Below are 15,507 nucleotides of genomic sequence, written 5' to 3' on the forward strand. Positions count from 1 at the left end.
CCTAGGAAGGGAGGGGATCGAATGACTAATAGACCAGATACGGCAGCGTGACGGTGAACGACGAGCCGGGGGCAAGCTTGCCGCGGGGCTTGAGGCGGACCTTCTTGACCAGCCGCTGCGACACGGCGTCGCCGGGGGTGGGGACATAGGCCCAGCCGGTGCCGTCGGCGAAGAAATCGACATCGTCTGCGCCGTCGCCGGCGTTGGTGTAGCTGAACGCCAGCGTCGAGCTCGGCGTGCCGTCAGTGAATTTGATCGGCGCGCCGATGCTGGCGCCGTCGCCTTCGAGCGCGAGCGCGGTACCTGCCTGGCTCGGGATTTCGACGCGCACCGAATTGAGATCGGTCGGGACAATGTCCGGGTTCGAGACCACGACGGTGACGCGCTTCTTGGCGCCGACGATTGCCTTGGGGAAGGTGGTGCCCGCGATCGGATCCCAGGTGGTCACGCCGCTCATCGTCACGGTCACGGGTTTGGGCGCTACTGTGACGGTAAATGCGATGTCCGATGCGGCGGTGCCCTGATCGACCGTGCCGAGCGTGCATGTGCTGCCGACCCATACGCCCGAGCAGAATTTCCACGTCCAAGTGACGCGGAACGCGCCGTTATAGGTCCCCGGCGTGAGCAGGCCCGCGCTCGACAGCTTAATGAACAACGGAATGTTGCCCGCGCTGCCGCCAAGCAATGCTGCCAGATCGACTACGCTTGGATTGAGGAAGTTTACCGCGACGCCCGAGGCCATCGCGGAACTGCTCGTCTTGCTGGGGAAGACTTCGAAGGCGCCGTCCGGATGCCCAACCGAGGTCAGCTTGAAACTGTTGGCATTGCTGATCGTCGCGGTTAGGACGTTGCCACCCAGCAACGAGACCGCGCAGTAGAATCCGCCGAAGCGCTCAACTACAGGGACGGCAGCGGCCTTGATCGCATTGGGCGAGTGGCTGCCGAAATCACTCGCGGCTGGCGAGGTCACAGTGCAGGCGGCGGCCGGCGCAGACCAGAGGACGAGCGCGAGTGACGCCAGAGCGAGGCGGTGAAGAAGGGCGATCACAGGCATTGCTCCGCAAACGGGCGCGCGGCCCGGCGCCGGGAAATCAGCAGATCTTGCGCATCTGCTCGAAACATTCGCGCATCTGTTCGGCGCCCTCTTCCGAAAGCGTGATGAAGACGCGGCGCTGATCGCGCTCGTCGCGACGACGATGGATCCAGCCGCGTGCCGTCAGCACGTCGAGCCAGCGAATTGTGGTCGCCGGCGAGGTGCTCGCAAAGCTGCCCAGATCGCCCACCGTGCGTTCGAGCCCGTCGAGATAGGCCTGGTAGAGCCGCAGCAAGATGTCCCACGCCGGATCCGAGAACCAGTTCTCGGGCATGAACTTGCCGCGTGCTTCGCGGACGCGAATGATGCTCTCCACACTTGCGCGATGGTCTGCCTCCGCGCGAGCGCACATCAATTCCTCGATGCTCCCCGGCGCGGCAATGGGGTCGCCGGGCTGCTCCGTATCGGCGGGGTCCTGCTTCTTCCGACTCATCGAATACCTGGACCCTTTCCAGACGACTCGATTGCATCGTAGCGACTCGGACCGCCTCCACAAGTATAACATGGGTTATAGTTTTAAGTAGGATAAGGAGCCTTCTGCGGACATTCGCATGCCTTCGACGGAAAAACAAAGTCCACAATGGAGGAGTCGAGCGCATCATTGCCTCCCGCCGAATAGATTACGCGCACGATCCATGAGCGACTGGTCGAACTTGGCACGCAGCGTGACATAGGGTCCCTGGCGCGTGTAGCGCTCGTCTTCGAAGTCGCGGTCGCGATAGCCTGCGATATTGTAGCCGGCGCTGAACCACAGGCCCTTGCTCGGCGAGACGCCGACGCTGGGGCCAACCGAGAAGCTTGCGGTGCCTTCGGTCCAGCTGTGCTGGACGCTGCCCTGCACGCCGATGTCGAGATTGCGGCGGACGTCCTTGCGGATCTCCGCGCCGATCACGTCGATGAAGCCGTCGAGCTTCTCGTCGGCATAGCGGCCGCGAACGTACTTGGCGCCGTAATAGACGCTCGCCTCGAAACCGTGCGACGCGCCCTCCTCGCCCGAGCGATAGCCGATCGCGAGGCTGTTGACCGCGCGCAGTGTGGCGAGGCCGCCCTGCGCAAAGGTCGGAACGTCGAGCACGTTGTTGCTGGTGACGCCCTGATCGGCCTGCTCGTGGCGCAGCGTGAAGCGTTCGAGCAGCGACCAGGGGCTGTCCGCCGGGCGGAGCGCCAGCGCGAGATCGCCGGTGGCCGAGACGACCGAGCGGCCCTTGCTGTCGGTAGTGCGATAGGCGCGGAGCGACGACGCCAGCGTCTTGCCCTCGCCGAGCGTGCGCAGCAGGTTGCTGGTGACGCCAAGGCGGCGCGATTCCTGCGAGGTGCGGAATTCGGCGCGGCCGTTCCACGACCACAGCTCGCTGCGATAGCCGGCGCCCGCGGTGATCGCGACGAAATCGCCTTCGCGGACATTCTGGCCGAGGATCGAACTGCCGATCACCGGACGCGACAGGCTGGTCTCGGGGACTTCGCCCGAGACGGTGGTGCTGGCATCGACCGTGGCGTCGACCGTCCAGTGCTTGCCGAGCGGCAGCGACTGGCTGAGGCCATATTGGGCGAAGGCGCGACGGCCGTTCTCGCCATCGGTCTGGCCCAGCGCCTGCTGGTTGATCGTCGACATCAGTCGCGCGCCGGTCCAGGGGGCAACCTCGAAACCGATACGAGCATTGTGCGCTAAATAGTCGTCACCCTTGGCGATTTCGTAGCCGCCGATCAGACGGACGCCGTTGCGCACCTTCCAGCTCAAGCCGATCTGCTGGCGGGCGGGGAAATCGGTGCTGTCGTCGGCGCCGCCGATCGCGACCTGCGCCTGGGTGGTCAGTTCGAGCTTGTTGCCGAGCAGCGACTGGGTGCCGCCCACGGTGAGCAAGGTCGAGTTGCGGGCCTGGCCATCGGCACCGTGGTCGGCGGCCAGCTGTGCGCCGGCGAAGATCAGGCTCGAATCCTTGCGATATTCGACGCGCGCTTCGCCCGCGGTGCGGCTCGCGTCGCTGGTCAGGTCTTCCTGGCGCCAGCCGGCGAGCGTGGCCGAGAAGCCGCCGCCCAGCTGGAGGCGCGCATCGGCGCCGGCCTTGGTGGTGCCCGCTTCGCCGGCATTCTGCTGGCCGACGCCGAAGCCGGCCTCCTGGTGGCGCAGATAGGCGAGGACATCGACGCCGCCGCCATGATGCTCGACTTCGGCGGTGAGCGCCTGTGCCGAGTGCAGCCCCTCGCGGCCGCCGGTGGCGACTTCGGCGCGCAGCTCGATGCCCTCGACCGGCCTGGCGCGCAGGTCGAGGCCCGCGACGGTGGCGTCGGACTGGGCCTGGTCGTGAAGCACGGTGGCGCCGAGCTCGACCTTGCCCTTGGCGAGCTTGACCGCGCCGCGGCCGCCCGCGGCGATCTTGCGACCGCGGCCATAGGTCTCGTAATCGGCGACGATGTAGACCGGGTTGAGATCGGCATCGCGGCTGAGGATCGGCTCGCGGAAGCGCAGCGTGCCGCCGATCGCGTCGATGTCGTAATCGATGTGGCGGGTGAGCAGCTTGCTGTCGAGGATGCGGTCCGAACGGAGGCGGTCGCGGGTCTCGAGGGTGATCTTGTCGCTGTTCGGCACGATGTCGCGCGCCGAGAGGCGATAGGGGCCCGACAGGCCGTTGCCCTGGATCTCGTCGCGGCCATAGCGATCCTCGTCGCGGGCGGCGAAGGCACTGAAGGTGACGGTGTCGCCTGAAGCCTCGGCCTTCACGCCATTGAGCGTGCGGCTGTAGCGGGCCAGGCGCGTGTCGACGAAGCCGGTCTCGAAATCGCCGAACAGCGCGTAGAATGCCTTGCGCTCGAGGCGGAGGTAGAGATTGCCGCGGGTCGGCGCGTCATAGGCCTGCTGGCTGGCATCGCCATAGACGGTGTAATAGCGGTTGGGATCGATCGTGCCCAGCAGGCCGCGATCGGGATCGTAGGCGCGGTCGCTGTCGTAGGCGAGGGTGAGCAGCCACGAACCCTTGATCCGGCCCTTGGCATAGAGCGCGACCTGGCCGTCGGTGGTGACGTCACTGCGGTCGCGGCGCGGCAAGGTCTTGCTCTTCGAGCGGAGCATGTCGAAGCCGGCGGTGCCGCGGGCGAAGCCGACGACCATCCAGTCGCGCGCCGGGGCGGCGAGGAACGCCTTGATCTCGCTGGTCTGGGTCAGGCCCTGGTCGGCGAGCTTGATCGTGATGTGCGCGCTGCCGGCCTGGGTGGTCGGCTGGAGCGCGACGAAGGCGACGCCGTCGTCACCGATCACGCGCGCGGTCGCTTCGGTGCGATCGAGACCGGCGAGCTGGCGGCCCTGTTGCGCTTCGGTCTCCTGCGCGGCGCCATAGGGCTGGTCGACGCGGAAGGGGACGATCGTGCCGGCGCGGACCGGGCGGCCGTCGCGGTCGGTGACGCGGATTGCGACGAGCGGCTTGGTGAGGCCGTCGGCGATCAGGCGCGACTTTCCGGCGACCAGCTCGGCGCGGAGCGGGACGTTGGCGTAATGGACAGTGCGAGTCAGCGTGGTGACCAGATTGCCGTCCTTGTCGAGGACGCGCGCCTCAAGCTTGTTGTCGCGGTCGGCCAGCGGGATGCCGGTCCAGCGCGAGATTGCGACGTCGCGTTCCGCATCGGCATCGGTGCCGTCGAAGCTCAGCGCCTCAACCTGCTTGCCGTTGACGCTCAGCGCGATGCGCTGGCCGGGCTGGTGGCGGATGACGACGCGCAGCGCGGGCGAACGCGGATTGTGGTCCATCTCCGGGAACAGCCAGTCGACGCCCGGGGTGGCATTATCGAGCCAGTCGGTGCGGTTGCCCGCGGCGAGGGCGTCGTCGCCCTGAACCACCGGCAGCGCGGTGTCGGCAACGGCCGCCTTGCCGGTGAGGACGAGCTGGAAGTCGGCGCGCTGGAGGCTGCCGCCCTGACCCTCGACGAAGCGGGAGATGTCGCTGCCCGCGCTGCGGGTGTCGCGGTCGCAGGTGGCGGGGGCATGGGTGACGGGCAGGCTGGCGGTGTCGAGCTGGACGACATGGGTGCCCGGGCGGACGCCCTCGAAATGATAGAAGCCGTTGGCGTCGGTGACAGTGAAGCTGCCGTCCTCGATCACTACCCGGATGCCGGCCACGCCCTTGCGATGGCGCAGCGGATCGCCGCAGCCGCCTTCGGTCACGCGGCCGAGCAGCGTCATGGCGTCGGTCATCAGCAGCGGGCGGATGCGCACTAAGGCGCTCGCCTCGTTGCTGCGCCCGGCGACGGTCCAGGCGATAGCGCGGTTGACTGCATCGCCCTGCCTGGCGCCGGGGGCGACCGAAAGGATGTAGCTGATCGCGGCGCTGCCTTCGCCCATCATGCGCGGCAGCGTGAAGGAGAGCTTGCGGCCGTCGGCCGATACCGTCGGCTCGGGCGCGCCGCGGGTGGTGCCCGGGCGGTAGCGCAGCCCGGTGGGCAGCGTATCGTCGATGACGACTTCGCTGACCGTAGGCGACAGGCCGACATAGCGCAGATCGAGGCGATACTGGACGAACTCGCCGGGCGATGCCTCGCGCACCGATGCGGTCTTCTCCAGCACAAGCTGCGGCGCCAGCAGGGTGCGGGCGATGATCGGATCGATGGGAATATCGATATGGACCGGCTCGGGATCGAACAGCTCGAACTTGCCGCCATAGGAGGCATCGGTGATGCGAAAGGCGCCGGGAGGGCCGGTGAGGTGCGCGAGCGCGTCGGGTGTGACGCGCGACGGCGCGGTGTAGGCGCCCGGCGGGGTTACCTGGAGCCGGTAAAAGCCCTTGGGCGCCAGTGGAAAGCGGAAATTGCCCGGCGAGAAATTGTAGACCTGGCCGCTGGCATCGGTCGCGCTCCCACCGCTGATGACGGTGTTGGGATAGGCGCTTGTCCCGTCATCGCCATAGACCCGCTCGGCCGGCCGGCCGGTAGCGTTGTCGATCAACGTGACGGTCGCGCCGTCGATCAATGCGCCGGTGAGCGAATCGAAGACATAACCTTCGGGATCGACCAGCACGTCGGCTTCGGACGAGAAGCTGTCTTCGCTGCCTACGAACGAGACGCGGATCTTGGATCCCGACGCACGCTTGGCGATGTCGCACGCGGCGAATTCGGGGTGGGTGCCCGATGCCGAGACGCCGCCGGCGAAGACGCCGGTATTCTCGGATGTCTCGGTGATCGGCAGCTTGACCGACAAGTCGCCGGCGGACACGTCGATCCACGCGACTTCGCGCTTGAGTGGATCGCGGTTCTCGGCCTGTGCGTCGAGTTCGATGATCAGTGCCTGGCCGCGCTGGATCGTCGCCAGCGGGGGCGCCTTGGCGAGTTCGCGCGGCGAGACCTGGCTAGGCGTGAATTGGAGAACGGGGTCGGTCTGGCAGGCGAGGCCGGTATATTCATACCCCGCCGGAATTTCGTGGAACCGCATCTGGGTCGGGCGTTTGGCGAGATCTAGCGTCACGGTGTTGGACGCGATCGTCTGCGGGCCAGCCTCGGCGGTCGCAAAGGTCATTGCCGCGGTGTTGCGAATCGTCTGCGCCCCCGCAGTCGGTATCGACAGCGTGGCGATGGCGAGAGCCATGGCGCGGCCAAAGGCGCGCAAGGGAGGGCGATTTCGCAGCATGCAGCTTCCCGTTCCGGCGCGCGGGGGTGCCCGCGCGCCGGTTGAGAGAGGTCTCGAAAAGGGAGACGGGGCGGTTAGTTGACGGTCACGCGGAACGCGATCGACATCGACGTCAATGCCGACACAGTGGGCAGGGTCGCGCGCACCGTGGTGCCGTCGAACGAACCACCATACAGGTCGGTCTCGTCGCCGCCGGTGTTGTTGTCGTCCTCCGACGTGCCGAGCAGGATGCAGGCGCCGAGGATGCCCGACGTACCGACCGCGATCGAGCCCGGAACGAACGTGCTGTTCGCCGGAACCGCGTCGGTCAGCACGATGTTGCTGGCGGTGCCGGGACCGGCATTGGCCACGCGCATGCAATATTCGACGACCGCGCCGGGGATCGGATGCGGGTTGAGCAGCAGGTTGATCGGATCGCTGATCACCGTCGCGCTCTTGGTCATCGTCACCACCGCAGTGGAGATGTGATAGGCGTCGAACGCACGGCTCTGGCCGTTGCGCAGCCCGTCGAGCAGGCCGCCGTCGTCGGCGAAGACCGTTTCGACCGTGGTCGGCGAGTCCGCCACCAGGATCGAGCTGGCGACGAGGTCGGCGCCGAGCGCACCGCCGCTGCCGCCGGTGGCGACGACGGCGTTGAGCGAGACGATCGCCGTCTCGGCACCCGGGGTGCTTGGCGTGTTGCCGACGATGAACACCGTGACGGTCGCGTCGGGCGCGAGCTCATCGATATAGGTCGCGACGTCGACGCCGGCGTCGTAGGTGCCGTTGCCGTTGCTATCCACGAACACGCGCAAGTTGTTCATGTTGAAATTGTCGGTGCCGAGCAGCGGGATCGAGACCAGCTGCTGATCGGCCTCGAGCCGGAAATCCTGCACCGAGTTGGTGAGGTTGGTGACGGTGAAGGTCGTCACCTGATCGGTGGCGCTGAGCGCAGTCTGGGTCGGCGCGCCGCCGACTTCGGCCACGGCCAGATTGACCTTCTTGTCGACCACGAAGGTGGCGACATTCGACGACGCCGAGGCCGGGTTGCCGCCGACTTCATAGTTAACGGTTGCCTGGTTGTTGACGCTAGTGCCGGCAGGGGTCTGCTGGGCCTGTGCGGCGCCCGCGCCGGTCACGCCGACGGCGATCGCGGCACTGCCGAGCAGCGCATTATGCAACTTCATTCTGTACATGACGAACTAACCTTATTCTGGGCAGGGGATCACTTGAGGACCGCGCGAAAGGCCACTTGGCCTTTGGCGCCGGCGGCGACGGGCTGGGCGAGACGCCAGCGGACTACGCGCACATCGGCGGCGACAGCGGAGCGCATCGTGGCGCCGCTGCGTACCTTGAGCGCGGAGAGCGGACCGAAGGTCTGGCCGTCGACCGAAAGTTCGGGCGCGGGGGAGCCATCGGCAGGGCCGGCATAGTGCATGGCGGCGGGAACCGGATTGGCGATGACCAACCCGCTCGCGGCCTGCTTGCCGTTGTTGCGATATTCGATGCGATAGACGACGCGGTCGCCCGGCGTGACGCGTGCGGCATGGACGAGCTCGACCTTGGTCGTGCCGTCGGCCGCGGGCGCACGCTTCTCGGCGAGGACGCTCGAAACGATCTCGATCGGCGACGCCGCGGCCGGGGCGGCAGTGAGCGCGGCGAGCAACAGGGTAATCGACATGGGCATACTCCTCACAGGATCTTGACCTTGAACTGGACGGTTCGGGTGGCGGCGCCGGGGATGTCGCCGAGCGTGACCGCGATGCGGCCGGCGGCGAAGCTTCCGGAATCAGCGTCGGCGCCGTCGGTGAGCGCGACGCCATCAAGCGTCAGGCTGCCGCGGACATAGCTGGTGCCCGAGGGGATCGGATCGGCGATCTGGACTCCCCAGGCGGTGCTGCTGCCCGCGAAGCGCGCGACCAGCGAATAGGTGATGACCGAGCCGCGCACGGTCATGCCGCTGCCATCGGGCGCGAGGATGCTCTGGCTCTTTTCGAGGCTGGCGGCCGGGGCCGTGCCGCCGGGAAGCAGCGTGAAGCGCATCGTCGCCTCGGCATTGGTGGGGCCGACGATGGCGTCGGTGCCCTGGTCGCCGCGGCCGGGATAGCGCGTGCCGGGCGCGCCCGAGCCGGTGGCGGCGCGGGCGAAGACCTCCAGCGCGGCGCCATTGGACACCATGCCGGGATCGACGACGGCAAGCAGCGCCAGCGCCTGGCCAGGTGACAGGATGGGAGTGGGGCCGTCGAGCAGCGTATCGCCGGCGTCGAAGATGCCGTTGGCGTTGCTGTCGAGCGCGAAGCCGCGGACCTGCCCGGCGACGCCCTGGAGCGTGCCGGCGAGGATGAAGCGTTCATTGCCGTTGCCGCCGTTGACCAGCGTGAACGGAACCGCGCTCCCGGCGCCGTCGATCGTGACGCCGCTGCCGGTCGCAGCGAGGCCGATATCGAGGCGCTCGGCGACCCGCAGCGTCGCGGCGTTCGAGGCGATGCGCGCGGGCGCACCCTCGACCAGCAACTCGGCGCTTGCGATATTGCGCACTTCGCTACCTGCGCGCTGCGCCATTGCCGGCGCAGCGCATGCCAGCATCGCGCACGCTGCGCCCGCGCAAAGCGCGCGGCGGCGAAGCCGCGCGGCCGGGCTGGGGTGCGGAAAGGGCGAGCGGGGGGTCATGACGTCCTCGAGCCCGAACTCAGTGGAGCGCGAGGGCGCGGTGCGCCGTGCGGGCCGGAGCCTGGTTCGTCGGGGCGGTGTTGCCGGTGCGGAAGCGCGTGGCCTGTTCGGCGAGCGCATTGACTTCGGCATCGAGGTTGCGCGCGGCGGCCGAGGTTTCCTCGACCATCGCGGCGTTCTGCTGCGTGGCCGAATCCATCGTGCCGACGGCTTCGGTGATCTGCGAGATCGCGATCGCCTGTGCCTGGTTGTCGCTCGCCATGTTGCTGAGCAGCGCATGGACTTCATCGACATCGCCCGAGATCGCGGCGAGGGCGCCATCGACGCGCTGGACCATCTCGACGGCGGTCAGCACTTCGCTCTGGGTGACGGTGAGTTGCTCGCGGGCGCGCTTGGCTTCTTCCTCGGCGCGCATGGCGAGCGCGGAGACGAGATCGGCGACCACGGCAAAGCCGCGGCCCGCCTCGCCGGCGCGGCCGGCCTCGACGGCGGCATTCATCGCGAGGACGCGGGTCTGGAAGGCAATCTTGTCGAGACCCTCGATGACGTCGTCGATGCCCTTGGCGCTCTCCGAGACGCGGCTCATTGCCTGCACGGCTTCGCCGGTCACGGTGCGGCCCTTGCCGACGGTGGAGATGGCGCCGTCGGCACGCGCGACGGTGCGCGTCGCGGCAACGGCGTTGGACTTGAGGCGACCGTCGATCTGGGCGATCGCAGCCGAAGTCTGCTCGAGGCTGGCGGCATTGGCTTCGGTGCGGCGCGCGAGCGATTCCGACGCGCCGGCGATCTCGCTGGAGCCCGCGCGGATCATCGTGGTGCTCTGCGTGACCGAACCGATCAAGTCGCGCAGGCTGGCCAGCGCATCGTTGAAGTTGGCCTTCAGTTCCGCATAGTCGGCGGGATAGTCCTCGATAATATCGGCAGTGAGATCACCATTGGCGAGGCGCTTGAAGTTGGCGGTCATCCCGTTCACTAGGCGGGCATGCTTTTCGGCCTGGGCGTTAAGCGTAATCTGCGCCTGGGCGGAATCGCGGAAGCGGAACATCGCCTTGGTCATCCGGCCGACGCAGTCGCGATAGTCAGTGAAGACGATCGGGCTCGTCAGGTCACCCTCTGCCAGCGCCTCCATGCGGAGCACGGTGGTGACGTAAGGCGTTGCGATCGCAGTACGAAAGACGATCCCGAGCACGGCGGCAAGCGCGGTGGCGCCCAGCCCGACGACAAGGCCCGCCGAGGGGCCGGCGATCACGGTGGCGATAGGCTGGACGGCGACCAATGCGGCCATTGCACCAAAGGCGATCAGCAGCTTGAGCCGGATCGGAGCGTGCGCGGTAAACCAGTTCAAGGCTGAACCCCTCAGTAAAGCACGATGCCACTCCACCGCCTGCTGCGACCACAGCGGGCGAGGGGGATCATCTTGATTTGTAGAGGCTTAGCGTTGGGTGCCCTGGATTTGAGGGGCCGCAACAATGCCCATTTTGAGAGGTATTGGCAGCTTTTCTAAGGGGCGGCGGCATTAACCTTAAGTGTATTTACGAGAGCTTCGATTGTGCTCCGACAGTGAGGATCCGGGGCAGAACAACTTGGCCGGCATCGGCGGGGGCGACCTAATTGCCCTGCCTTGGCCCTTCCGGCATAGCGGTGGCTTCGGGCAGGGGTGCGGGGGAAGGGTCATGTCGCAGCGTGTTACACGGCGTCAGCTGATCGGCGGGGCCGTGGCGGCGGGCGGGCTGGCGAACTGGCCGGCGCGCGCGGCATCGGCCGAGGCTTCGACCCTGTTCCGCGAAGTGCTGCTGGTCGACGGCACCGGCGCGCCGCCGCGGCTTGCCGACGTGCTGGTTGCCGGCGAGCGGATCGCGCGGATCGGAGCGCCTGCCGCGCGCACGCGGGTCTCGGCCACGCGCGTCGTCGCGGGGGAAGGACGCGTTCTCGCGCCGGGCTTCATCGACACGCACAGTCATGGCGATCCGCTGGAGGACTCGTACGAGAGTTTCCTCGCGATGGGCGTCACCACGATCGTCCTCGGCCAGGATGGCGACGGGCCGCGGATCGGCAAGGATCTCGACCTGCGAAGCTGGATGGCCGCAGTCGATCGCGCGCATATCGACGTCAACGTCGCGGCACTGTCGAGCCACGGCACGCTGCGGCGCGCAGTCAGGGTGCCCGACGCTGTCCGGCGTCCCGACGAGGCCGGGCTGGCGCGGATGGCGGCGCAGCTCGAAGCCGAATTGCGCGCGGGCGCCTTTGGCCTGTCCTATGGCCTCGAATACGTCCCCGGCATCTATTCGCAGACGCCCGAGCTGGCCAATCTCGGCCGCGTCGTCAGCCGCCACGACGGCGTGGTGATGAGCCATATGCGCTCGGAGAATGACGAGGAGATCGAAGCGTCGATCGACGAGCTGATCGCTTCGTCGCTCCCCGCGCGGCCGCATATCTCGCACCTGAAGGTCGTGTTCGGCAAAGGCGAGGCGCGGGCGCGGGCACTGCTCGACTTCCTCGCCGCCAAGCGCCGCCAGGGCATCGCACTCACATCAGACGAATATCCCTATACCGCCGGCTATACCGGTATTGCGCTGCTTTTCCCCGAATGGGCGTTGCCGCCGACCGACTATGCCGCGGTCGTCGCGGCACGCCGGCCGGCGTTGCGCGAACATCTCGAGAAGCGGATGACGCGCCGCGGCGGCCCCGAGGCGCTGCTGCTCGGCACGGCGCCCTGGGCAGGCAAGACCCTCGCCCAGGCGGCGGCAGAGGCCGGACTCGCCTATCCCGATTTCCTGATCAAGCTGGGCCCCGTGGCGGCGTCTGGCGCCCACTTCACGATGGACAAGGCGCTGCAGGACCTGATGATCCTGGATCCGCACGTCGCGATCTCGACCGATGGCGGCCCCGGCATGCGGCATCCGCGCGCGACCGGCACCTATGCCAAGTGGATCGAGGAATATGTCGTGCGCGACAGGAAGCTGCCGATCGAGGAGGCGGTCCGGAAGGCCACCGGCTTCCCCGCGGGCATCCTGCGCCTTGCCGACCGAGGCGTGATCCGGGTCGGTGCAAAGGCCGATTGCATCCTCTTCGACCCTGCAAGGGTCAAGGCGCGCTCGACCTATGTCGATCCGTTCGCGAAAGCCGAGGGATTCGACCTGGTGATGGTGAACGGCCGGCTCGCCTTCGAAAGCGGCGCGCGGGCCGGTGGCGCCGGTCGTCTGCTCCGCGCCCGGTAGATTTCCTCGTACGAAAGGAGCGCGCTGACGCCATCGCACGCCCGACGAAAATCCTTTCGAACGTGAAATAATCGAGAAACATGTTTGTCTTATTTCATATATTCGAAGATACTCGTTGGAATGCGAGGCGTGCCATGCCCCGTAGGTCCGACGCGGTTTGGGTTCGCTTCTGGTTCGAATGGCCAGCGCAGGTCGTATCTATAATAATAATAAAGATCGCTGCGCGTGAATTCCACGGACACCAAATAAAGGTTGACCATTAGTTGGCTTGGCCGGCCTGGAAGGTATTTCGATCTTGTTAGGTCGAGACACGAAAGGCATGCGCGTCTTCGGAATGTCTTTCAGGCATCGGGCCTGACGTCATTGTTCGCGACGGTGTTTGGCCGTCTGTCTTGTAGAAGTGCAACTGCATCAATGGTGCGGTTGCGCAGCCCTCCCGTGCATTGAGGGCATGCGTGGAGTTCGGCGTTGACCACTATCTACATCGAAGCGGATCCGTCGGGTACGGACGACAGCGCGCGGATCAACGCGGCGCTCGCAGATCCGGATGTGACCAGTGTCGTTCTGGGGCCGGGCACGTTCTACGCGGCTTCTTCGATCCTCGTCCCATCGAACAAGACGCTGACGGGTGAGGGCGCGAGCGCCACCATGATCCAGGCGCTGCCCGAATTCGCCCGCGACGCGGGATCGTTCGGCGTGGTCGCGTCGGAGACCGGCGCGGTCGGAGTCACCGTTTCCAATCTCAGCATCGATGCCAACAAGCTGCTGGTCGATGGCGCGCGCCTCAACGCATGCTACATGGATCAGGCCACCGGATTTACCGTCTCCGGCGTCAATACCTATAATGCGACCGGATATGGCCAGTTCGCGCAAGGCGATGTCGGCGCATTCCAGTTCGGCAATCCCGATGCCGTCTACGCCAGCGGCACCTATACGGATTGCTGGAGCTTCAACGCCAATGTCGCCTTCGAACAGATGATGGGCGACGGCATCACCCTTACCAATTGCCATGCCCGCGATGGCGATGGCGACATCTGGGTCGAGTACAGCTTCCACCCGCTGGCCGGATCGAAGAACATCCTTTTCCAGGATTGTAGCTCGATCGGTGCGGCGAGCGGTGGCTTCGGGCTCGTCACCAGTCTCGCCGCGCTCGAGAACATATCGATCATCGATTGTACGGTGGAGGTGGGGACCTCCCCGGGGATTACCGCGGCCGGGTTCAACCCGGTGATCGGTCTGGTGATCTCCGGATCCAGTTTCGTTTCGGCTTCGAATGCGGGCGCCAGGCTGGGTGGCGTCAGCGGTACGATCGACGATTCCTATTTCCAAGGTGCCGTCATCGGCGCCGAGTTCGGCTATTCCTCCGACGGCACCGCCAGCGAAATCGTCATTTCCCACAGCGATGCACTCGGCATCTCGAGCCCGTGGTCGCTCGCCGCTTCCTACGGCATCAACGTCTTCGGCGATGGCATCGTCTGGGACGGCGGCAGGATCGAAGCCTGGGGGCCGCCGGGACTAGTATATGCGGTTTCCGGATCGCCCGAGGTCAGCGCCGACACCTTGCTGGTCGCGGACGGTTATTTCGGGTCGCCCCCGCTTCTAGGGGAAGGCATTCTCGACCAATTCATTCTCGGTTCCGATGCGAGCGAAAAGCTTGTCGGGGGTGCCGGCAACGACGTCCTTGTCGGGCTGGCCGGCAATGATATCCTCGACGGCGGCACCGGACGGGACGTGCTGCAGGGCGGCGCGGGCGATGATGTCTATTATGTCGGCAGCGACGAACTGGTCTTCGAGCGGGCGGGCGACGGCTTCGATACGATATATGCGCGTTCCAGCTTCGCCCTGGACGCGGGCTCGCATATCGAGGTGCTCGGAACGATCGATTGGCGGCTGACCGACCCGCTGCGGCTGGACGGCAACGAGCTCAACAACAAGCTGGTCGGCAACAGCGGCGCCAACCAGCTCTATGGCGGCGCCGGCAATGACAGCCTGATCGGCATGGCCGGCGACGATATCCTGGATGGCGGTGCGGGCGGGGACGTGATGCTGGGCGGCGAGGGCGACGACAGCTATTATGTCGACGATATTCTCGACGTGGCGCGCGAGCGCGAAGGCGAGGGCTTCGACACGGTCTATGTGCGTTCCAGCTTCTCGCTGGAGGCGGGGTCGCATGTCGAGGTGATCGCGACGGCAGACTGGCGGCTGACCGACGCGCTGCGCCTGGTCGGCAACGAACTCAACAACCGGGTGATCGGCAATAGCGGCGCAAACCAGCTCTATGGCGGCGCCGGCGACGACACGCTGCTCGGCCTGGCCGGCAACGACATCCTCGACGGCGGTGCCGGACGCGACCTGATGCAGGGCGGCGAGGGCGACGACAGCTATTACGTCACCGGCGGCGATCAGGTCATCGAACTGGATGGCGAGGGGTTCGATTCGGTCTATGCGTGGGAATCATTCGCGCTTGCGGCCGACGCTTCGATCGAAGTGCTCGGAACGGCCAACGCGGCGTTGCGCGATGCGATCGACCTGACCGGCAACAATCTCAACAACAAGCTGATCGGCAATGCCGGCGCGAACAGCCTCGACGGCGGCGCGGGCAGCGACACGCTGCGTGGCATGGGCGGCCCGGACACCTTCGTGTTCAGCACCGCGCTCGGGCCCGACAATATCGATCTGGTGGTGGATTTCGTGGCCGGCGAAGACAGGATCGCGCTGGACCGCAAGATATTCGCCGCGCTGGCCGATGCCGATCTGGCGCCGAGCGCCTTCGGCCTGGGAGCCGTCGCCACCCACGCAGACCAACGCATTCTCTACGATCCGAAGTCGGGCGGGCTGTTCTACGATGCCGACGGCAACGGCGCGAGCGCCGCGATCCAGTTCGCCACCCTGAGCGCCGGATTGTCGCTGACCCACACCGACTTCTTCCTTATCTAGTC

General features: G+C 66.6%; 9 protein-coding genes. 2 read left to right on the forward strand and 7 right to left on the reverse strand.

Annotated elements, in window-relative coordinates; all coding sequences use genetic code 11:
* Positions 1-25: 25 nt before the first annotated feature.
* From BXU08_RS03535 to BXU08_RS03565, 7 genes are all read right to left on the reverse strand, one after another.
* Entirely contained in the window at positions 26-1,048 is a 1,023-nt protein-coding gene (locus tag BXU08_RS03535) for a protein CsuE (RefSeq protein ID WP_171982408.1), read from the reverse strand.
* A gap of 43 nt (positions 1,049-1,091) precedes the next feature.
* A complete protein-coding gene (locus tag BXU08_RS03540) occupies positions 1,092-1,526 on the reverse strand; it encodes a MarR family transcriptional regulator (protein WP_171982409.1) in 435 nt (144 codons plus the stop codon).
* A gap of 165 nt (positions 1,527-1,691) precedes the next feature.
* Positions 1,692-6,659: a carboxypeptidase regulatory-like domain-containing protein gene (locus BXU08_RS03545; protein WP_077508831.1), complete on the reverse strand. Its 4,968-nt coding sequence runs from the start codon at positions 6,657-6,659 to the stop codon at positions 1,692-1,694.
* 116 nt (positions 6,660-6,775) lie between these two features.
* A complete protein-coding gene (locus tag BXU08_RS03550) occupies positions 6,776-7,867 on the reverse strand; it encodes a DUF11 domain-containing protein (RefSeq protein ID WP_077508832.1) in 1,092 nt (363 codons plus the stop codon).
* A 38-nt stretch (positions 7,868-7,905) separates the two neighbouring features.
* The gene (locus BXU08_RS03555) at positions 7,906-8,361 is read right to left on the reverse strand and encodes a hypothetical protein (RefSeq protein WP_253190496.1); all 456 of its coding nucleotides are present in this window, start codon (positions 8,359-8,361) and stop codon (positions 7,906-7,908) included.
* Positions 8,362-8,372: 11 nt separating this feature from the next.
* Complete coding sequence (locus BXU08_RS03560; protein WP_077508834.1) at positions 8,373-9,350, reverse strand: DUF11 domain-containing protein; 978 nt, start codon at positions 9,348-9,350, stop codon at positions 8,373-8,375.
* Positions 9,351-9,369: 19 nt separating this feature from the next.
* Positions 9,370-10,695, reverse strand: a complete 1,326-nt coding sequence (locus BXU08_RS03565; protein ID WP_253190497.1) for a methyl-accepting chemotaxis protein — start codon at positions 10,693-10,695, stop codon at positions 9,370-9,372.
* Between the two features lie 328 nt (positions 10,696-11,023).
* On the opposite strand from BXU08_RS03565, the gene BXU08_RS03570 reads away from it, so the two are divergent.
* Both BXU08_RS03570 and BXU08_RS03575 read left to right on the forward strand, forming a co-directional pair.
* The gene (locus BXU08_RS03570) at positions 11,024-12,568 is read left to right on the forward strand and encodes an amidohydrolase family protein (RefSeq protein WP_077508835.1); all 1,545 of its coding nucleotides are present in this window, start codon (positions 11,024-11,026) and stop codon (positions 12,566-12,568) included.
* A 468-nt stretch (positions 12,569-13,036) separates the two neighbouring features.
* Complete coding sequence (locus tag BXU08_RS03575) at positions 13,037-15,505, forward strand: glycosyl hydrolase family 28-related protein (RefSeq protein WP_077508836.1); 2,469 nt, start codon at positions 13,037-13,039, stop codon at positions 15,503-15,505.
* Positions 15,506-15,507 lie beyond the last annotated feature (2 nt).

Source organism: Sphingomonas sp. LM7 (assembly GCF_002002925.1).
In the GTDB taxonomy this organism is placed as follows: Bacteria; Pseudomonadota; Alphaproteobacteria; order Sphingomonadales; family Sphingomonadaceae; genus Sphingomonas.